18 protein-coding genes are annotated in these 19,203 nt (G+C 65.1%); 10 read left to right on the top strand and 8 right to left on the bottom strand.

All coding sequences use genetic code 11. The features are described 5' to 3' along the window. Positions 1 to 9: 9 nt before the first annotated feature. Positions 10 to 1,422 (bottom strand): carbohydrate porin, encoded by a 1,413-nt coding sequence (locus tag EAH73_RS14835; RefSeq protein WP_140467900.1) that lies wholly within the window; start codon positions 1,420 to 1,422, stop codon positions 10 to 12. A gap of 240 nt (positions 1,423 to 1,662) precedes the next feature. Between EAH73_RS14835 and EAH73_RS14830 the strand changes: the two genes are divergently transcribed. Then, entirely contained in the window at positions 1,663 to 2,388 is a 726-nt protein-coding gene (locus EAH73_RS14830) for a hypothetical protein (protein WP_140467898.1), read from the top strand. A gap of 70 nt (positions 2,389 to 2,458) precedes the next feature. On the opposite strand, the gene EAH73_RS14825 is transcribed toward EAH73_RS14830, so the two are convergent. Next, positions 2,459 to 4,507: a M13 family metallopeptidase gene (locus tag EAH73_RS14825; protein WP_240047265.1), complete on the bottom strand. Its 2,049-nt coding sequence runs from the start codon at positions 4,505 to 4,507 to the stop codon at positions 2,459 to 2,461. A gap of 149 nt (positions 4,508 to 4,656) precedes the next feature. On the opposite strand from EAH73_RS14825, the gene EAH73_RS14820 reads away from it, so the two are divergent. Next, positions 4,657 to 5,088: a hypothetical protein gene (locus tag EAH73_RS14820; protein ID WP_140467896.1), complete on the top strand. Its 432-nt coding sequence runs from the start codon at positions 4,657 to 4,659 to the stop codon at positions 5,086 to 5,088. 41 nt (positions 5,089 to 5,129) lie between these two features. Here EAH73_RS14820 and EAH73_RS14815 read toward each other — a convergent pair whose 3' ends face one another. The 3 genes from EAH73_RS14815 to EAH73_RS14805 all read right to left on the bottom strand — a co-directional run bounded on the left by EAH73_RS14815 (position 5,130) and on the right by EAH73_RS14805 (position 6,450). Continuing rightward, entirely contained in the window at positions 5,130 to 5,432 is a 303-nt protein-coding gene (locus EAH73_RS14815) for a DUF4286 family protein (protein WP_140467894.1), read from the bottom strand. Between the two features lie 79 nt (positions 5,433 to 5,511). Further along, the gene (locus tag EAH73_RS14810) at positions 5,512 to 5,952 is read right to left on the bottom strand and encodes a DUF6526 family protein (RefSeq protein ID WP_140467892.1); all 441 of its coding nucleotides are present in this window, start codon (positions 5,950 to 5,952) and stop codon (positions 5,512 to 5,514) included. Positions 5,953 to 6,033: 81 nt separating this feature from the next. Then, positions 6,034 to 6,450 (bottom strand): hypothetical protein, encoded by a 417-nt coding sequence (locus tag EAH73_RS14805; protein WP_140467890.1) that lies wholly within the window; start codon positions 6,448 to 6,450, stop codon positions 6,034 to 6,036. A gap of 201 nt (positions 6,451 to 6,651) precedes the next feature. Between EAH73_RS14805 and EAH73_RS14800 the strand changes: the two genes are divergently transcribed. Beyond that, positions 6,652 to 7,092 (top strand): GNAT family N-acetyltransferase, encoded by a 441-nt coding sequence (locus EAH73_RS14800; protein WP_140467888.1) that lies wholly within the window; start codon positions 6,652 to 6,654, stop codon positions 7,090 to 7,092. 49 nt (positions 7,093 to 7,141) lie between these two features. On the opposite strand, the gene EAH73_RS14795 is transcribed toward EAH73_RS14800, so the two are convergent. Both EAH73_RS14795 and EAH73_RS14790 read right to left on the bottom strand, forming a co-directional pair. Beyond that, positions 7,142 to 9,592: a TonB-dependent receptor gene (locus tag EAH73_RS14795; RefSeq protein WP_240047264.1), complete on the bottom strand. Its 2,451-nt coding sequence runs from the start codon at positions 9,590 to 9,592 to the stop codon at positions 7,142 to 7,144. A gap of 364 nt (positions 9,593 to 9,956) precedes the next feature. Beyond that, positions 9,957 to 10,298, bottom strand: a complete 342-nt coding sequence (locus tag EAH73_RS14790; RefSeq protein WP_140467884.1) for a hypothetical protein — start codon at positions 10,296 to 10,298, stop codon at positions 9,957 to 9,959. Between the two features lie 320 nt (positions 10,299 to 10,618). On the opposite strand from EAH73_RS14790, the gene EAH73_RS14785 reads away from it, so the two are divergent. The 6 genes from EAH73_RS14785 to EAH73_RS14760 all read left to right on the top strand — a co-directional run bounded on the left by EAH73_RS14785 (position 10,619) and on the right by EAH73_RS14760 (position 16,980). Continuing rightward, positions 10,619 to 11,530: an NAD(P)/FAD-dependent oxidoreductase gene (locus tag EAH73_RS14785; RefSeq protein ID WP_161599562.1), complete on the top strand. Its 912-nt coding sequence runs from the start codon at positions 10,619 to 10,621 to the stop codon at positions 11,528 to 11,530. Between the two features lie 110 nt (positions 11,531 to 11,640). Then, the gene (locus EAH73_RS14780; RefSeq protein ID WP_140467880.1) at positions 11,641 to 12,081 is read left to right on the top strand and encodes a hypothetical protein; all 441 of its coding nucleotides are present in this window, start codon (positions 11,641 to 11,643) and stop codon (positions 12,079 to 12,081) included. A gap of 97 nt (positions 12,082 to 12,178) precedes the next feature. Next, positions 12,179 to 12,619, top strand: a complete 441-nt coding sequence (locus EAH73_RS14775) for a Fur family transcriptional regulator (protein ID WP_161599561.1) — start codon at positions 12,179 to 12,181, stop codon at positions 12,617 to 12,619. A gap of 181 nt (positions 12,620 to 12,800) precedes the next feature. Then, positions 12,801 to 13,304 carry a hypothetical protein gene (locus EAH73_RS14770; RefSeq protein WP_140467876.1) on the top strand — a complete coding sequence of 168 codons (504 nt, stop codon included), beginning with the start codon at positions 12,801 to 12,803 and terminating at the stop codon, positions 13,302 to 13,304. 127 nt (positions 13,305 to 13,431) lie between these two features. Continuing rightward, positions 13,432 to 15,267, top strand: a complete 1,836-nt coding sequence (htpG, locus tag EAH73_RS14765) for a molecular chaperone HtpG (protein WP_140467874.1) — start codon at positions 13,432 to 13,434, stop codon at positions 15,265 to 15,267. Positions 15,268 to 15,357: 90 nt separating this feature from the next. Beyond that, positions 15,358 to 16,980 carry a carboxylesterase/lipase family protein gene (locus tag EAH73_RS14760; protein ID WP_140467872.1) on the top strand — a complete coding sequence of 541 codons (1,623 nt, stop codon included), beginning with the start codon at positions 15,358 to 15,360 and terminating at the stop codon, positions 16,978 to 16,980. 171 nt (positions 16,981 to 17,151) lie between these two features. Here EAH73_RS14760 and EAH73_RS14755 read toward each other — a convergent pair whose 3' ends face one another. Beyond that, on the bottom strand, positions 17,152 to 18,066 hold the full coding sequence (locus tag EAH73_RS14755) for a class I SAM-dependent methyltransferase (RefSeq protein ID WP_140467870.1): 915 nt from the start codon (positions 18,064 to 18,066) through the stop codon (positions 17,152 to 17,154). 116 nt (positions 18,067 to 18,182) lie between these two features. Here EAH73_RS14755 and EAH73_RS14750 point away from each other — a divergent pair, with 116 nt between their 5' ends. Beyond that, positions 18,183 to 19,151, top strand: a complete 969-nt coding sequence (locus EAH73_RS14750; RefSeq protein ID WP_140467868.1) for a YpdA family putative bacillithiol disulfide reductase — start codon at positions 18,183 to 18,185, stop codon at positions 19,149 to 19,151. Positions 19,152 to 19,203: the final 52 nt, after the last annotated feature.

Raw genomic sequence — 19,203 nt, 5'->3', positions numbered from 1 at the left:
TGCGGTTTGTTAAAACTCGACGTGCAGGCGCAGCGCCACCACGTGCACCGGGCCGGGCAGGCGGCTGGTATTATAGCCGGGGTTGATAATAATCTGGTAATCGGGACTTAGCGCGGCGTGGTAGCGCGGGAAATCGATGCTGTAGTATACCTCGCCGATGTACTCCAGGCCGTAGTCCAGCCGGCCATCGCCGAGGATGAAGCCCGAGCCGCCGGCCGCCAGGTAGGCGCGGTGGTCGCCAGAAAGGCCGTTGGCCACCAGAGCCGCGCCGAGGCGGTCGGTGGGGCGTTTCCAGCGGGCCCCGGTGCTGGTGATGCCCACGCTCAGGCTCCGGTCAATTTCGGTGAAGGCCCAGGTTTCGTTGTGGCCGTCGTTGTAGCTGAAGCGGCCAAACACGCCCACTTCCTTGCTTATTTCCTGCTCGGCGTTCACCACGAAGCCGTACTTGGTGCGGCCCTCGGCGCGGGCGGCCGTCACGTCGGGCACAGCCCCGCCGGTGGCGTTGCGCACGGCCAGGTTGTAGCTGCCCATGGCGGCTTGGTTGCGGAAGCCCAGCAGGCGCACCGCGCCGGGGTGGTTGCGCAGGCTGAACGTTTTGGTTACCTCCGCGGTCAGGGCCTGGGCCTTGCCGTAGTGGAAGTCCAGGGTGGGGCCGTTGGCGTCGGTGGGCATGGCGGTGGCGCTGGCGCGCAGGGCCAGGCCGGGCTGCACGTATTCCAGCACCGCACCTGCGGTGTAGCCGCGCACGTTGGCCGGGTAGTCCCAGCCGCCGGCGCTCATCAGGCTCCAGTTGAAGAACTGGGTGCGCGGGTCGTGCGAGTAGCTGTTTTGGTCGTAGTAGTCGGCGATGCTGAACTTGCCCACGTTCAGGGCCAGGTAGCGGGCCGGGCGGCTGCCCTTCAACTGGTTAAGGTCGTCCTCATCCTGCTCCCTATCGGAGCCCAGGGCCCACAGCTGGCGCAGGTAGAGGCGGGCCAGGTACACCTGCGGCGAGGGGTCGCCGATGCGAAACGTTTCGCCGTTGGGGGCCCCACCGATGCCGGTAGCGCCGCTCAAGCCGCTGCCGCCGGCTACCTCGGGGTTGAAAAAGATGGCCGCACCCTTCCACAGCCGCCGGCCCAGGAACAAGGTGGTGGTGAGCGAAAGCTTGGCATTCTCGCGGGCCTGCAGGCTGTGGTCGCCGGCGTAGCGTGGACTCAAATCGTTGTGCCACTGCTGGATGACCGTCTGCTGGAAGTGCACGCTCCAGTTGTCGGCCTCGTCGTGTTCGTGGTGCACGGGCTGTTGGGCCGAAGCCGCAGCCGGCGCCTGGCCGGGCAAGGCGGTGGCGGGCGGCGTAACCTGGCCCTGGGCCCGGGCGTGGCCCGCCAGCAGCAAGGCCGCCCCGGCCAGCCCCAGCGGGCGCAAAAAGTAGCGTAGCATCAAATCAATTGCAAAAAATGCCGCAAACGGTGCGGTCGGCAAAGGTACCGCCCAGCCAGGGCCCCGGCCACGTTTTCACGCAGCATTCATCTTGATTACTAGCCTTTCACCCGCGACTAGCGCGGCACTTGGCGGAGGGCGGCTCCTAGCGCACGGCTGGGGCCCCGGGCCGCAGGGGCCCTGGCCACCAACCCACTTGTAGCCAGCCGCCCCAACTTGCCACCCCAACCGGAGCCGGCTATGCAAAAACTTACTTTTCTGGGGCCCCTGGGCCACTGTTTTTGGGCCACCCTGCTGGCAGCGGGCTTGGCCGGCTGTTCCGTGGGCCACTTGCCGCAGCTCGACGCTGACTATTACCGATTGGTGCAAACCAACGACTCGACGCTAGCGCGGCGGGTGGCCACCGTGCCGCACCACCGCTTCTACGTGGAGCAGGACGTGCCCGACACCTTGCTGCTGTACCGCCCGGCGGCCGAGCCCGGCCCGCCCCTGCGCTACGGGCTGCACCGGGGCCAGCGCGTGGTGTTGCTGCGGGGCGAGTTCGACTTCGATATTTTCACCTTGCCCTTCAAAATCCGGCCCGGCCGCGAAGGCGTGCCCGCCCAGCTCAACACCAACTTCAACGCGGCGCTGTACCTCGGGCGCCGGCTCGACTTTTTCCACCTCACCCGCCACCAGGCCCCGTCGGGGCGCACGGCTCCGCTCATCCGCACCGTGGGGCTGGGCTACGGGCTGTTCACCGGCCTGGGCTCGGCCGATATCAGCCCCGGCCTCACCCGCGGCCACGCCGCCGTTGATTATGAGGGCTTTGTGGTACACAGTGGGGCCGCCGTCATCTACGACGCGCGGGTGTTCAACGTGGGCGCGGCCGTGGGCATCGACTACCTGCTGGGGGGCGATGCCGATTACTGGCTTTACCAGCGGAGGCCCTGGTTTGGGCTACTTTTTGGCCTGAACTTGAACTAGCCAGCCACAAACCAAACGGGCCCCCAGTCGCCAAGCGGCGGCTGGGGGCCCGTTCACGCAGTCGTTCAGCCTACCAAATCTTTACCCGCGCCGAGTCGGGCAGGTACATCTTCTGGCCGGGCTTTATTCCAAAGGCTTCGTAGAAAGCGGGCACGTCGGCCATCGGGCCGTTCACGCGGTACTGGGCCGGCGAGTGCACGTCGGTGAGCAGCTGCGAGGCCAGGCTTTCGTCGCGCACGTGCATCTGCCAGCCCAGCGCGTAGCCCAAGAAGTAGCGCTGCACGGGCGTGAGGCCCCCCACTTTCTTGCCTTCCTTGTACTCCTTGGTTTTCTTGAAGGCGTCGAGGCCGATGACGATGCCGCCGAGGTCGGCAATGTTCTCGCCGGCCGTGGCCTTGCCGTTGATGTGCAGCGAGTCGAGTAGCGTGTAGCCGTTGAACTGGCGCACGATGCCCGCCACGCGCTGGTTGAAGCGCTTGCGGTCGTCCTTGCTCCACCACTCGTGCAGGTTGCCGTGGGCGTCGTACTGGCTGCCCTCGTCGTCGAAGCCGTGGGTTAGCTCGTGGCCGATGGTGCTGGCCCCGGCGTAGCCGTACACCATGGCGTCGTCGGCGTCGGCGTCGAGCAGCGTGGGGATGGCGAAGGCCGCGGCGGGCAGCACAATCTCGTTGTTCGAGCCGTTGTAGTAGGCGTTGTAGGTCTGGGGCGTCATGCCCCACTCGGTGCGGTCTACGGGCTTACCCAGCTTGTGCAGCTGGTAGTTGTACTGCCACTGGTTGGCGCGCATCACGTTGGCCGTGAGCGAGCTGCGGTCAATGGTCAGGTTTGAGTAATCTTTCCACTTGTTGGGGTAGCCCACCTTGGGGTTGATTTTGTGGAGCTTATCCAGGGCCACTACTTTGGTGGGGGCGCTCATCCAATCCACTTTTTGGATGTGCTCGGCGAAGGAGGCCACCACGTTTTTTACCAGCGTGTCGTAGCGGGCCTTGGCCTCGGGCTTGAAGTATTCCTTCACAAACAGCTGCCCCAGGGCGTCGCCCAAAGCGTCTTCCTCCATGTCGAGCACGCGCTTCCAGCGGGGGCGCATGGCCTTGGCGCCGCGCAGCGTGGTGCCGTAGAACTTAAAGCTCTCGTCGGCAAACGGCTGGCTGAGCGTGGGCGAGAATTCACGGGCTACCGCCCAGGTCAGGTAGGCTTGCCAATCGGCCAGCGGTTTGGTTTTCAGCAGCTGGCCCACGGTTTGGTAAAATTCGGGCTGGCCCACGATGACGGTATCGATGCGGGGGGCCCCCAGCTGGCCGAACCAGGTTTGCCAATCGATGCCCGGCGTCAGCTTGTCGAGCTGCGCGACGGTCATCTTGTTGTAGTTTTTGTAGGGGTCGCGCAGGGCTTCGAGCTTGCGCGACGACTTGGCCAGCGTGGTTTCCAGCGCCATCACCCGCGCCGCGTTGGCGTTGGCCGCGGTCGAGTCTTGGCCCAGCAGCTTGAAGGTGTTGGCCACGTGGCGCACGTAGGCGCGGCGGATGTTTTTGGTGCGCGTGTCGGTGTTGAAGTAGTAGTCGCGGTTGGGCAGGCCCAGGCCGCTCTGGTACAAGGACAGCACCATCTTGTCGCTGTTCTTGTCATCCTGGCCCACCCGGGGCCCTATCAGCGCCCGCACGCCCAGCTGAATTTCGTGGGCGATGACGGCCGGCACTTCGGCCACCGTTTTCATCGCCGCAATGCGGTCCAGCTCGGGCTTGATGGGCGCGGCGCCCAGCTTGTTGGCCTTCACCGAGTCGATGCCGACAGCCCAGAAGTCGCCGATTTTCTGTTGGTTGCTGCCGGCCGCGGCGTTGGCCTTGGCCGCCTCCACGCTGGTTTCGCGCAGGCGGGCGTAAATCTCCTTTTGCACCTCAATGCCGATGCCCGCGTTGCTTTCCGACGCCGGAATCGGGTGGTTTTTGATCCACGTGCCGTTGGCGTAGCTGAAGAAGTCGTCGCCGGGCGCCACCGTGGTGTCGAGGGCGGCGCGCAGCAGATCGGGCTTGCTACCGGCGTCGGCCCCGGTGGGCGATGAGTTGCAGGCGGTGGCCAGGGCTGCCAGCAGCGGCAGGGCCAGGAGGTTTTTGTGCATCATGGGCGGCGGCGTAGGGCCCCAAGTGGGGCGCGTTCGGTTTGGCAATGTTAAGCCAAAACCGCACGCCGGGGCCCCAGCTGTGTTCGCCGTTAGATGAAGGGCGGGGGTTTTGCGTACACGGCGCATCTCCCGCCGTTCCCGTTTCTGCCGTGTCGCTCCGCCTGTTGCTGCTGCTCAATTTTGCCCTCGCCGCCTACCTCACCGGCCTTATCTGGACGGTGCAAGTGGTGCATTACCCCGGCTTTGCGCTGGTGGGCAAGGCCGAATTTCCGCGCTACCACGCCGCCCATACCGAGCGCATGAGCTACGTAGTGCTGGCCCCCATGGTGCTGGAACTGGCCCTGGCGGTGTGGTTGGCCTGGGCCGGGCGCGGGGCCCTGCCCCACGGCGCCGGCTGGTGGAGCCTTGGGCTGGTGGTGTTCGTGTGGGCCAGCACGTTTTTCGTGTCCGTCCCGTTCCACAACCGCCTGGAGGCCAACGGCTACGACTACATCACCATTGACGGCCTGGTACGCACCAACTGGCTGCGCACCCTGGCTTGGTCGGCCCGGCTGGCGCTACTGGGCTGGCTACTAAAATAGGGCCCCTAGCCCAAGGCAAAGCCGCCTGGGGCCCCAGGGGCTTATTCTACTATTTCGAGCGTGGTGCGGAATGAGGCGTACTTGCCAGCAAAGCGGCGGTCCATGTCGGCAAGCAGGGCGGGGGCGAAGTGCTGCTGGTAGGCTTCGAGCTGCTCCAGGCTCAGGCAGTAGTACTGCGAGGCGTAGGTAACGCCGTCGTCTTCCTCGTTGAGCAGGCGGCAGAGCTGGCTTTTGATGAAGCAGCCGGTGGCCATCACCTCCGGCATGTGGGCGTCGCGCATGTAGGTCACCCACTCGTCAGCCACGGCGGGCTCCAGACTAGTCGTAACGTTGTAAAGAATCATAACAAACTAATTTTCAGTATTTCAGACAATTAACCTAAAGCCCGGGCAGCGGCTAAGGCCCCCACTTGCCCGCACCGCCTCAGACCCGCATGGCATCGAATTGGAAATTGGTAATGCGCGCCTGGATGTCGGCGGGCGAAAGCTGCTCTTTGGCCGCGGCTTGGGCCAGGGCGGGCAGCTCGGCGTCACCGGCCAGGCGCAGCGTCAGGATCTGCTTCAGCGAGAGGTCTTTTTCGAGCGGGGCAAACCGCTGGCCGCTCACTTCAAAGTAGCGCTGGCGCACTTCGAGGCGGCAAATGCGGTCTTGCAGCGTGAGGGCGTAGTGCTGGCGCAGCATCAGGAGCACGCCCAGGCCCACCACCGCCAAAGCGGCTACCGTGAACCAAAGGCGGGCAATCTGGTCGTCGTCGCCGGCCACGTGCACGTAGCGGGTAATGCCGTAGCCAGCCAGGATCAGGGCGGCGGGCAGAAGCACAAAATGGTGCCAGGGGTAGTACTGAACGGGGTTTTTGGCGGCCATGATGAGGCAAAAAGCGGGCGGAATGGCAATAAAAAAGCCCCGGCGGGCGGCCGGGGCTTTGCTTACGGGCAAGCCGGGGGCTTAGTTCGCGGCCTTGGCGGCCTTTTCTTGCGCTTTTTCCATCTGCTTGGCGGCTCTGGCTTGCTGCTTGGCTGCCTTTTCCTGCGATTTGGCGGCTTTCTCGGCGGTGCGCTGCTGCTTCATCTGCTCCTTGGCCATTTTGGCCTGGGCGCGCTGGGCGCGCATCTGGCTTTTCTGGTCCTTCAGCACGCGCTGCTGCTCCTTGTAGGCGTTTTTGCTCTCGCGGGTGGCCTGGCTGGCGTCCTTGGCCTGGGCCTGCTGCTGCTTGTACACGTCGCGCGCCTCGGCGGCGCTGGGCATGGGCACGGCCACAGGATCGGCCGTGGTGGTCGTCGTCGTTGTGGCGGGAACGGTGGTTTGGGCGTGGGCGGCGGTGCCGGCCATCACCAAAGCGGCCAATACAAAAATCTTTTTCATGGCAAATAACTGGGCAGCGGAGTATAACTGCGGGCCTGATACGCAGGCCATCAACCCTAAGTTCAACCCATTGGGTTGTTGCGTGGCCCTGGGGCCCTGGGGCGGCTCTCGGCACGAACCGGCAATAGATTTGCGCGGCGGGGCCCCGCTGCCCAGCTGCACTTTTACACCCTTGCTCACAGGCCCTCGCCTGCTTTCGTCATGGCCCCATTGCCGCCCTTCACCATCAGTACCGACCCGGCCCGGCTCGACGTGGCCGCCGTGCACCGCTACCTCAGCGAGGAATCGTACTGGGCCCGCCACATCCCGTACGAAACCGTGGCCCGGGCCCTGGCCAACTCGCTGTGCTTCGGGGCCTATGCCCCAGACGGCCGCCTAGCCGGTTTCGCCCGCGTCGTGACGGACCGGGCCACGTTTGCCTGGTTGTGCGACGTGTTTGTGCTGCCCGAGTTCCGGGGCCGGGGCCTCTCAAAGCAGCTAGTGGGCACCGTGCTGGCCCACCCCGACCTGCAAAACCTGCGCCGCCACCTGCTGGCCACCCTCGACGCCCACACCCTCTACCAGCAGCACGGCTACACGCCGCTGAAAAACACTGAGCGCTGGCTGGAAATTGCCCATCCCAACCCGTACCCGGGGCCCTAACGGATGTAGCGCGGACTTTGTAGCCCGCGCTACAGAACGTGCTATATTCTTACTTGAAGCTCAGCGGCACCACTACTTTAAAGCTCACCGTGCGGCCCATGTTGAAGACGCCCATGCGGCCGGTGGTGTAGTTTAGGTCGGCGTATTTGAGGCGGCTGAGGTGGCTTTGGTAGGCCACATCGAACAGGTTGTTGGCCGTGACGAAGAGCGAGAACAGCGTGCGGCCCCGGGCGTCGGCCACGTCGGTGCCCACGCCGGCGTTGAAGAGCGTGTAACCGGGCGTGGCAGTTTCGGTATCGAAGGCCGCGAAGTAGCGGTCCTGGGCGAAGGTGTGCTCCATTTGGAATCGCACGTAGCTATTGGTGAGGCGCTTGCCCTGGCGGCGGAAGTTGCCGCGCAGCTCCGACTGGAGGCGGTCGGCGGGGATGAAGGGCAGGTAGCGCTCGGCGTCGCTCACGCCCAGCTGGCGGGCGCGCACCATCGAAAACGAGTTCTCGAAGTGCAGCCAATCGAGCGGGTGCGGGTGCACGTCGAACGTGGCCTCGCCGCCGATCAGGCGGGCGCGGCCCTGGGCGTACTCGTACACGCCCACGCTGGGGTCTTCGGCCGTGGCCGTGGTCATCGAGTCGGTGCCGGCCCGGTTGAGGATGCGGCGCGTAAAGATGTAGTTGTCAATGCTGTTCTCAAACGCATCGACGGTCAGGCGCACGTGGTCGGTGGCGTAGCTGATGCCGCCGTCCACCTGCAGGCTGGTTTCGGCCTTGAGGTCGGACTGGCCGATTTCGTAGCGAATGGTGCCCTCGTGGCGGCCGTTCGAGCCCAGTTCGGCAATGTTGGGGGCCCTAAAGCCGCGCGCCAGGTTAGCCTTCACCGTGAGGCGGTCGCTCAGGTTGTAGGCCGCGCCCAGGCTGCCGCTGTAGTTTTTAAACGTGCTGCGGAAGCCGCCGAACTTGGTTTCCGAATCGGGGGCCCCAGCTATTGTGGGGCGGCCGTCGGTATCTAAAAACAGCGCATCGGCCCCGATGCGGCGCACGTCGTAGCGCAGGCCGCCGCTGAGGTCGAGGTTGCCGATGGTCTTTTTGGCCACGCCGAACACGCCGGCCTCGTTCATGACGTAGCCCGGAATGAGAAATTCTTGGCCCAGGTTACGGTTTTGCTGGTGCAGGCCGCTGGTGCCCACGGTCAGGTTCCAGCCGGCCATTTCGGGCAGGTAGTAGCGCAGGGCGTAGTCGAGGGTGCGGAGCTGGAAGTAGAGGTTGGTTTCGGCGGGATCGAGGGCGTTGCCAAACTCGCGGCGCAGGTTCTGCTGGTAGTTCACCTGCAAGGCCAGCCGGGCCCCGCGGTCGCCAAGGATGAAGCTGTTGTCGGTACCAAACCGCAAGTGGTTGATTTGCTGGCGCGGCACAGCCAGCCCGTAGCCGCTGAATCCGGTGTTGGCCACCGGCACCGACACCAGGGCCCCGTCAATAAAGTAGTCGCGCACGAAGCGCCCGCTGGCTGAGTCGCGGGCCCCCTCGATCAGGCCCAACTGTTGGTTGAAGGTGCTGAAGGTGAGATGCGAGTAGCCCCAGCTTTTGTTCAGGCCCACGTAGCCGTTGGCGTCCCACTCGTTGAAGCCCGAGTTGAAAACGCGACCGTCGTAGCGGTTTTGGTAGTCGCCGGCCACCTTGCGGGTGCCGCGGGCCAGCCAGTTCAGGCCATTGAGGTTGCCCGCGTTTTCGAACGAGTAGCCCTGCTGGCGGTTGTTGGTCTGGTAGTTGGCCGTGGCCGAGCCGGTGATGTGGCCCTCGGCGATGGGCTCGGGGGCCAGGAAGTTGATGACGCCGGCCATGGCGTCGGAGCCGTACAGCAACGAGCCAGGGCCCTTAATAATCTCGGCGCGGTCGATGCTGAACTCGTCGATTTCGATGCCGTGCTCGTCGCCCCACTGCTGGCCCTCCTGCTTGGCGCCGTTGTTCAGGGTCGTCACGCGGTTGTAGCCCAGCCCGCGCACCACCGGCTTGCTGATGGCGGCCCCGGTGGTGATCTGGCTCACGCCCGGCGTATGGGCGATGGCGTCAATCACGTTTGTGCCCGAGGTTTGGTTGAGGCGGGTGCGGTCGATGACGGTGGTGGGCACCGGCGAGCGGCGCGCCTCGGTGGCCGCTGACACGCCCGTGACAACTACTTGGCCAATTTCGGTGGCCGCCGGGCTCAGCTTCACGGCCAGCGGCTGGCCCGCGCCCGTGTCCACGGTCAGGCTTACGGTGGTGTAGCCCAGCGAGCGAATCTGCACCCCAAACCGGCCCCGCGGCAGGTTGGCAAAGCTGAAATTACCGGCCCCGTCGGTGGCCGTGCCCTGCTTGAGGTCGGTGAAGAGCACGGTGGCCCCGGGCACGGCCTCGCCGGTGGCGGCGTCGGCCACGTGGCCGGTGAAGGCGGCGGCGGCGGCCGGCCGGGCACGCGGCGCGGGGGCCGCATTTTGGGCCCCGGCGTGCAGCGCCAGTCCACTCAGCAGCAACGTATTGACGGCTACCAAACGCAGGCCACCCAGGGCCCCCAGCGCGGGCCGGAATGCTAGCCGCGGCCGGCCCGCTTCCGCGCAAGAAAGCCCCGGCCAAGGACCGGAGCCTTCCCGCAATTTCTCCAAAACCAAACGGGAGAAAGCAGAAGCCGCCAAACGCGGCAATGCGTATTTATTGAGTCGTGCGTGGTTACCCATACCAGGTTGTGTGGTTTAAATGCGTGGCCACCAGCCGTAAACGCTGCGCAAAGCAGCGCGCCAGCCGCCCCCGGGCCAAGCCGGCGGGCGTAGTGGATGGCCCCAGAAAATGAAAAGGAAGCAGCGTGGGGCCCCAGGGCCCGCGCCAGGTAATGCAGCGGCGCTACGCCACTGGGGGCCCCCGCAGGCAGCGCTGCGCCGCCACGGCCTCGGCCCACACCGAGGGCGCAAACAGCCGGCGCAGCCCCACCACGGCCGAGTGCCGGGGCCCCGGCACCACCACCGGCGCCGCCGGCTGGAAGACCGCGTCGTAGAGTGAGTCTTCGTGGCAGTGCTGGTGCTGGCTGCTCAGCAGGGCCTTGCCCTTGGCCGGGCCGAGGTGGGCGCGGCGCGCCGGCTCGGCCGTGGTGTGCGCGTGGGCGTGCAGCGCCAGCACCCAAGCCTCCGGCAGCAGCACCCGCACGAAGCAGAGCAGCAGGAAAGCAGCGCAGAATTGGCGACGCAACAGCACGGGCAACGCGGGTAAGGCAGCAGCACGGTGGCCCGCACGGCCCGCAGGCCGGCAGCGCACCGGGGCCCCAAAGGTATAACACTGCAACATAATTGCGCTCAGTTGCAGCAAGCATTCTTCCTTACGGCAACCGGCTAAGCCCGTCCCTTGCTTACCGATAGGCACTAGCGCCACACAGTTGGTGCGGCCGTAAACAGCGGTTTTATTAAATGCAACTAAGTTGCATTTAATAAAACCGCTGTTATCTTTATAATCTCATCGGGGCCCTGAAACGCCCTATTTCTACCTCGCCCAACCCATTTTCTATCACTCCTGTGTTATACGAAGTCATCATTGTGGGCGGCAGCTACGCCGGGCTGAGCGCCGCCCTGGCCCTGGGCCGGGCCCGCTGCCGCGTGCTGGTCATCGACGCGGGCCTGCCGCGCAACCGCTTCGCGCCCCACGCCCACAACCTGCTGCTGCACGACGGCGACGCCCCCGCCGACCTAGCGGCCCAGGCCCGCCAGCAGCTGGCCCCCTACCCCACCGTGCAGCTGCTCGCCGCCGAAGCCACGGCGGCCGAGCGGCAGCCCGACGGCACGTTTACCATCGGCACAGCCGCGCACGGCAGCTTCCGGGGCGAGGTGCTGGCGCTGGCCACGGGCCTGCGCGACGAGCTGCCGCCCGTGCCCGGCTTCGCCGAATGCTGGGGCAAAAGCATCATCCACTGCCCCTACTGCCACGGCTACGAGGTGGCCGACCGCCCCACCGGCCTCTGGCACAACGGCGACCAGGTGGCCGACGTGGCCCAGCTGCTCCTTAACTGGACGCGCGAGTTGACGGTTTTCACCAACGGGCCGGCCACGTTTGGGGCCCCCGTGCGGGCGCAGTTGGCCGCTTGGCGCGTGCCTGTGGAGGAGACGCGCGTGGCCGCCGTAGCGCACTCCGGGGGTCAGCTCCAGGGCCTGCGCCTGGCCGATGGGCGGCTGGCGGCCGCGGCGGTTTTGTACGCCCGGCTGCCCTGGCAGCAGGCCAGCGCGCTGCCCGATCAGCTGGGTTGCGCCCTCACGGAGAACAACTTGCTGCAAATTGATGCGCAAAACCAAACCACCGTGCCCGGCGTGTACGCCCTGGGCGATAACTGCTCGCCCCTGCACCAGCTGGTGCAGGCCATGGCCGCCGGCAATGTCGTGGGCGCGGGACTAAGCCGGCTGTTCATCACCCAAATGCGGCGCTGGGCAGCGTAACGGCAGCCGTGGGGCCCCGGCTATTAGCACGCTGGGGGCCCAATGCAATTGCGTAGTGAGGAGTTTGCGGCCGTATTTTTACCGCCCGCCCAGCCCCTCACACCCCACCCATGCTTCTTCCCGTTGTCGATTCGCTTGTGGCGCAGGCCGACGCGGAACTGCGCCTGCTGCGCTTCCAGTGGGCGGTGCCCTCGGAAGACCACACCCGGCCGGCGTTTATGCGGGGGCTGGCCCTACTGGCCGAATACCAGGCCACGCGGGTGCTGGTCGATTTCACGGGGATGCCGCCCACCTCCGTCACCGAAGAGATTTGGCTGATGCAGCACTGGGTGCCGGGCATCCTCCGGCAGGCATGCCTGCTGCAGGCCGCCATGGTGTTCGACAACGAGTACGACTTGCACAACTGGGCCAAGATGGAAAACATGCTGGGCCCCAGCCACCTGCGCAGCTTCCAATTTCAGTTTTTCGACGATGCCGCCGCGGCCCTGCACTGGCTCACCGGCTCCGACGCGGCCGTGCGCCGCCTGCAGGCCGAGTGGCTGGCCGGATAGGGCCCCCACGGCCGCACCCCCCGGAAACCCTTCGCGGCCGGCGGTGGTTTTGGTGGGGTGGGGCAGCGCACGCTTCTCCTTTTCCGTACTTCGCCCCATGCCCGCTCCCGCCGCCCCCGACCGCCTTGCCCAAACCATCACCCGCCACGGGCTGCGCCAAACGCCCGTGCGCCGCGCCGTGCTGGCCGCCCTGGCGGGCAAGGGCTACGCCCTCACCGGGGCCGAGATTGAGCAGGAAACGGGGCCCGGCACCGACCGCATCACCCTGTACCGCACCCTCAAAAGCTTCGAGCAAAGCGGCCTTATACACCGCGTCATCGACGATTCGGACGTGCTGCGCTACGCAGCGTGTTCCATCGAGTGCAGCGCGGAGGCTCACTTTGATAACCACGTGCACTTCAAGTGCGGCACCTGCGCCCACACGTACTGCCTGAGCCAGGTGGCCATTCCGGCCGTGACGCTGCCCGGCGGCTTCCAGGCCGAGCGGCGCGACTACTTACTTTCAGGCACTTGCCAGTTTTGCCAAGCCGTTGGCTGAGCCGGCCGCCGGGAAATGCGGGTTGTTGGCCGGGTTTTTCACCCCGTTGGTCCTGGACGTTGAATCCAAAAGAACTGTTTTTCAGTAGTTGGGGCCCATAAGCAGCGCACAATTTTATACCGGCTGTTGCGTACTATTGCATTAACCTGGCCAGGCCCCGCGCCGTTAGGCGCTATATTATATGATTATTAACGAAATTGGCGAGCTGCTGATGCAGCACAGCGAACCTCTGGGTTTACTGCGCACCAGTTGGGCCGCGGGCCGCGACATGAGCCAGTTCCGGGGGGCCCTCACCCGGGCCCAGGGCTTGGCCAAAAAACTGGGTGTACGCCGGTGCCTGCTGGAGCTAGATGCCCTGCCCGACATTTCGGCCTACGACCAGGCTTGGCTGGCCACCCAGTGGATTCCAAACTCGTTGCAACTCTCGTTGCAGCAGGTGGTTATCGTGCTCTCGCCCCGGCGCATCTACAATCAGCAAGCCGTGGAAGGCCTGCTACTGGTGGCGCGCCCGTTCATCAAGTTCGACGTGCAGTTTTTCTCGCAGCCCGTGGCCGGCCTGCGCTGGCTCACCGACTACTCGCCCTTGGTGCCCGAGCTACTGACGGAATGGGACGCCGCCTTCGGGCCTACGCCCCTGCCGCCAGGCGGCGTGCAAGAGCCCCGCGCTTACTACGACCGCTACTGAGGGCCCTACGCTGTCATCCTGACAGCATTTTTCGGCTTGGAACGCACTTTGAAGCGGCCTTGGTGGCGGCTCGCTTCGGCGCGCCCGGCCAAAATTTCCACTTCGCCCTCACCCAATCCCTTCTGCCATGCAGGAAACCGGCTCCATCTCGATCCACACCGAGAACATCTTCCCGATCATCAAGAAGTTCTTGTATTCCGACCACGAAATCTTCCTGCGTGAGCTGGTAAGTAACGCCGTCGATGCCACCCAGAAGCTCCAGAGCCTGGCCCGCCAGGGCGAGTTCAAAGGTGAGCTGGGCGAGCTAAAAGTGCGCGTGACCGTGGACAAGGACACCCGCAAAATCACGGTGTCGGACCGTGGCCTGGGCATGAGCGCCGAGGAGATTAAGAAGTACATCAACCAGATTGCCTTCTCCGGAGCCACCGAGTTTGTGGAGAAGTACAAGGAAACCGACGCCACGGCTAAGGACCAGATTATTGGGCAGTTCGGCCTGGGCTTCTACTCCGCCTTTATGGTGGCCAAAGAGGTCGAAATCTGGTCACAGTCGTACAAAGAAGGGGCCCTGACGGCCCACTGGACCTGCGACGGCAGCACGTCATACACCATCGACGAGCCCACCGGCGAGCACGCCAAGGCCGAGCGCGGCACCGACGTGGTGCTGCACGTGGCCGACGACTCGGACGAGTTCCTGGAGGTGGAGCGACTGCGCACCATCCTCACCAAATACTGCAAATTTTTGCCGGTGCCGATCGAGTTGGAAGGCCAGCTCATCAACGACACCACGCCCATCTGGACCAAACAGCCCAGCGAGCTGACCGACGAGGACTACCTGAAGTTCTACCAGGAGCTGTATCCGATGTCGATGGACGCGCCGCTGTTCTGGATTCACCTGAACGTGGACTACCCGTTCAACCTGACCGGCATCCTGTACTTCCCGAAGGTGAAGGACGAGCTGCAGTTCTCGCGCAACAAGATCCAGCTGTATTCGCGCCAAGTCTTTATCACCGACGAGGTGAAGGACGTGGTGCCCGAGTTTCTGATGCTGCTGCACGGCGTGATTGACTCGCCCGACATTCCGCTGAACGTGTCGCGCAGCTTCCTGCAGGCCGACGCAGCGGTGCGCAAAATCAACACCTACATCACCCGCAAGGTGGCCGACAAGCTCGGCGACCTCTTTAAGAAAGACCGCGCCGGCTACGAGGAAAAGTGGAGCGACATCGGCCTGTTCGTGAAGTACGGGATGCTGTCGGACGAGAAGTTTTACGACCGCGCCAAGGACTTCGTACTGCTGAAGAACGTAGCGGGCAAGCTGTTCACCATCAGCGAGTATACTGAGCACATCCAGGCCAACCAGCAGGACAAGGACGGCAACATCGTGGTGCTGTACACCAACGACGCCGAGGCCCAGCACGGCTTCGTGGCCGCCGCCCAGGAGCGCGGCTACGACGTGCTGAACTTCGACCACATCCTCGACCCGCACTTCATCGGCCAACTGGAGCAGAAGCTGGAAAAAACCACCTTCAAGCGCGTGGACGCTGACACGGTGGGCAAGCTCATTGAGAAGGACGAAACCACCGAGAGCGTGCTCAGCGAGGACGACCAAACCAAGGTGTCGGAGGCCTTCAAAACGGCCATCGCCAACGACGCCATGCACGTGAAAGTGGCCGCCTTGAGCCCACAGGACGCGCCGGTAACCATCACCCAGAACGAGTTCATGCGCCGCATGAAGGATATGCAGCGCACCGGCGGCGGGGGCGGCATGCAGATGTTCGGGGCCTTCCCCGAGAGCTTCGACGTGACCGTGAACGCCAACCATCCCCTGGCCCAGCGCGTGCTGGCCGGCGGCGAATCTGGCGAGAAGCTGGCCCGCCAAGCCTTCGACCTGGCCTTGCTGGCCCAAGGCATGCTGAAGGGCGAGGCCCTCACGGCCTTCGTGAAGCGCAGCACCGAGCTGCTGTAAGGCAATCGGTTAATGCTCAAAAAGCCCCGCGACCCAACCGGCCGCGGGGCTTTTTTGTGGGCGAACGCTAAGCTTTTCGTAGCTTGCTACATGAAAATATTTCTTGCCATTGCCCTACTGGCGGGCACCGGGGCGGCCACAGCCCAGCCCGTCAAAAACGCACCCACGGGGCTGCAAAACAACCAGGTGAAGGTGGCCAGCGGCCCGCTGATCGGTGGCCTGGCCGCCAGTGGCATCCGCGAGTTTAAGGGCGTGCCCTACGCGGCGCCGCCGGTGGGGCCCCTGCGCTGGCAGGCTCCGCAGCCCGTGCAGCCCTGGACTACCGCGCGCCCGGCCACGCAGTTTGGGCCCCGGGCCATGCAGCTGCCGCTGTTCGGCGACATGAACTTCCGCTCGAACGGCGTGAGCGAGGACTGCCTGTACCTGAACGTGTGGACGGGCGCCAAGTCGGGCCAGGAGCGGCGGCCGGTGCTGGTGTATTTCTACGGCGGGGGCTTTGTGGCCGGCGACGGCTCGGAGCCGCGCTACGATGGCGAGGCGATGGCTAAGCGCGGCATCGTGGCCGTGACGGTGAACTACCGGCTCGGCGTGTTCGGCTTCATGGCCCACCCCGAGCTGACCCAGGAATCGCCCCACCACGCTTCGGGCAACTACGGCCTGCTCGACCAACAGGCCGCCCTGGCCTGGGTGAAGGCCAACATCGCAGCCTTTGGCGGCGACCCGCAGCACGTGACCATCGCCGGCGAGTCGGCCGGCTCGTTCTCAGTTAGCGCCCAAATGGCGTCGCCCTTGTCCAAAAACCTGATAGCTGGTGCCATCGGCGAAAGCGGCTCGCTGCTGGGCTTGCAGCCGCTGCCCGCACTGGCACAGGCCGAGAAAACTGGCGTGGCCTTCGGGGCCGCGGTGGGGGCCCCCACGCTGGCGGCGCTGCGCGCCCTGCCCGCCGAGCAGGTGCTGGCCGCCACCGGCAAGCCCGACGCGCCCCGCTTTTCGCCCAACGTAGACGGCTACTTCCTCCCAAAGTCGCCCACCGAAATCTTCACCGCCGGCCAGCAGGCGCACGTACCGCTGCTGGTGGGCTGGAACTCGCAGGAAATGGCGTACCAGATGGTGATGGGGCCCAACGCACCCACCGCCGAAAACTACCAGGCCGCCGTGCAAAAGCTGTACGGCGAGCGCGCCGCCGGTGCCCTAAAGCTCTACCCCGCCGCCACCGCCGAGCAATCAGCTACCGACCTGGCCAGCGACCGGTTCATCGGCTACAGCACCTGGAAGTGGGCCGATTTGCAGGCCCAAACCGGCGGCAAGCCCGTGTACCGCTACCTCTACGCCCGCCCCCGCCCGGCCATGACGCCCGAAATGGGCAACGCCACGGCTAACCTAGCCGGTGGCATTACCAAGAACGCCGGGCCGGCCGCCGCGCCCGCCCCGCCGGCCAAGGGTGCCGTGCACTCGGCCGAGATTGAGTACGCCCTGGGCAACCTGCCCTCTAACAAGGTATTTGCCTGGACGCCCGACGATTACAAAGTATCGGAGGAGCTGCAAGCCTATTTCGCCAACTTCATCAAGAATGGCAACCCCAACGGCTCCGGCCTGCCCAACTGGCCCGCCACCAAGGCCGGCGCCGGCGGCCAGCTGCTACGCATCGACGTGAACACCCGCGCCGAAACCGATCAAACCCGTGCCCGCTACCTGTTTCTGGAGCAGAAATAGCTGGCTGGTTTGGGGCCCCGGGGCCGTGCGCCTGTACCGCCAAGCTGTGCTTGGCCTTGCCCTGGGGCCCCTCGGGCAGCATAGGCAAGGCCAAGCACAGCTTGGCGGTACAGGTACAAGCAGCTGATGCGAGCTTCTCAAATAGGGCCCTGGGCGCGTTGCCCCGGGGCCCTATTTTAGGTTTTTGGCCACCACAAACATCCGGTCGCCGAAGCGGCCGGTGAGCTTGTTGAGGTAGTAGGTGGGGTACTGGCCGGCCAGCTTGCTCACCTTTTCCACCAAGCTGCCGCCGAGGCGGATGTGCTTGGGCGGCTTCACGGGATTCAGCAAATCGACGATCTCAAACCCGTTCTTCTCCAGCATTTTGCGGATGGTGTTGGGCGTGAACTCGAATAAGTGGTAGGGCGGAATGTCCATCTTGCGCTCCTTGCCCAGGGCCCCGTAGGCAGCAAAGCCCAGGCGCACCGACGGCAGATTCAGCACCGACGGCAGGGCCAGCACCAGCAGCCCGCCAGGGCCCAAAATGCGGTGGAACTTGGCCAGCGTGGCCGAGGGCGAGCGCAAGTGTTCCAGCACGTCGCCCATGTAGGCCAGGTCGAACTGGTCGGCGTGGAAGTCCTCGGTGGTTTCGATGTTGCCGGTCACTACGGGCAGGTGCAGCTCGCGGCGGGCAAAATCGGCCGCGTGCTCGGATATTTCGAGGCCGTGGGTGGTCCAGCCCAGGGCTTGCAGGCTCTTAAGGGTGTAGCCCGGGCCGCAGCCTACCTCTAGGTACCGGAACTGCCGGCCTGGGTAGTGGGCCAGCACGTAGTCGGTGAACTTGTCGGGCCGCAGCTGGTTTAACGCTTCGTTCTTCTGCCCGTCCTCGATGAACTTGACTTCCTGCTGCGTCCGGTCGTAGTTGGGCCGGTCGGTGAAGTACTCTTTGCCGTAGAGCCGCTCCAACTGGGCCGGCGTGGGCTGGGGGTTGAGGAACATCAGCTCACAGCGGCGGCAGCGGGTGCCTTGCAGCCTTTGGCCCTCAAATTCGTAGTAAAACGGCAGCTTTTTGAAATCGGAGCTGCCGCACAAGTCGCAGGTACGCATAGCAATAACGCGGATTGGCTGGTTGGCGCCGCTGCCCAATCCATTTGGTACAACAACGCGGGGACGCGCCCCGCAAAGGTCGCCCTACTTTACGCAATTAGCTTAGCTCCTTCCTTATGCTCGATGTTCTTGTAATTGGGGCCGGCCCCGTGGGCCTGGCCTGCGCCCTCGAAGCCCAGCGCCGCGGCCTGCAAGTGGCCGTGGTGGACAAGGGGGCCCTGGTGAATTCCATTGTGGGCTACCCCTACAACATGGAGTTTTTCTCCACGCCCGAGCTGCTCGAAATCGGCGGCTACCCCTTCCCCACCTACCACTACAAGCCCCTGCGCGAAGATGCCCTGGACTATTACCAGCGCGTGGCCCGGTCCGAAAACCTGGCCCTGCGCCTGCACGAGCGGGTGCTGAGCATGAGCGGCGAGCAAGGCAACTTCCTGGTAACGACCGACAAAGGCGAGATACCCGCCCGCAACGTGGTGGTGGCCACCGGCTTCTACGACTTGCCCAACCCGCTGGGCGTGCCCGGCGAAGACCTGCCCCACGTGAGCCACTACTACCGCGAGCCCTACCAGCACGTGGCCCGGCGCGTGGTGGTCATTGGGGCCAAAAATTCGTCGGCCAAAGCGGCCTTGCAGCTCACCCGCGCCGGGGCCCAGGTCACGCTGCTCGTGCGGGGCCCCGAGGTGAGCGACGCCGTGAAGTACTGGATCCGGCCCGACCTGGTGAACCGCATCAAGGAGGGCAAAATCACGGCTTATTTCAACACCACCATCGCCGCCATTCGGCCCGATGCCGTGGAAATCCTCACCCCCGAGGGTCCCCGCGAGGTACCCACCGACTACGTGTACGCCCTCACCGGCTACCACCCCGACGAGGCCCTGCTCGGCCGCCTCGGCATCGAGCCCGACCCCGCCGACGAGGCCCGCGCCCCGCTCTTCGACCCCGCCACCCACGAAACCACTAACCCCGGCGTGTTTGTGGCCGGCACCGTGTGCGGCGGCCGCGCCACCAGCCGCTGGTTCATCGAAAACGGCCGCCACCACGCCCAGCTCATCGCCGCGCACCTCGCGGCCGGCGTGCCCGCATAGGGCCCCAGACAGCACGTTTGCCCCACAAAAAAGCCTCCTTCCCCAGCTGCGG

The sequence above is a fragment of the Hymenobacter nivis genome (genome assembly GCF_006439025.1).
GTDB lineage: Bacteria > Bacteroidota > Bacteroidia > Cytophagales > Hymenobacteraceae > Hymenobacter > Hymenobacter nivis_A.
This window is presented reverse-complemented; position numbering and strand designations above follow the sequence as displayed.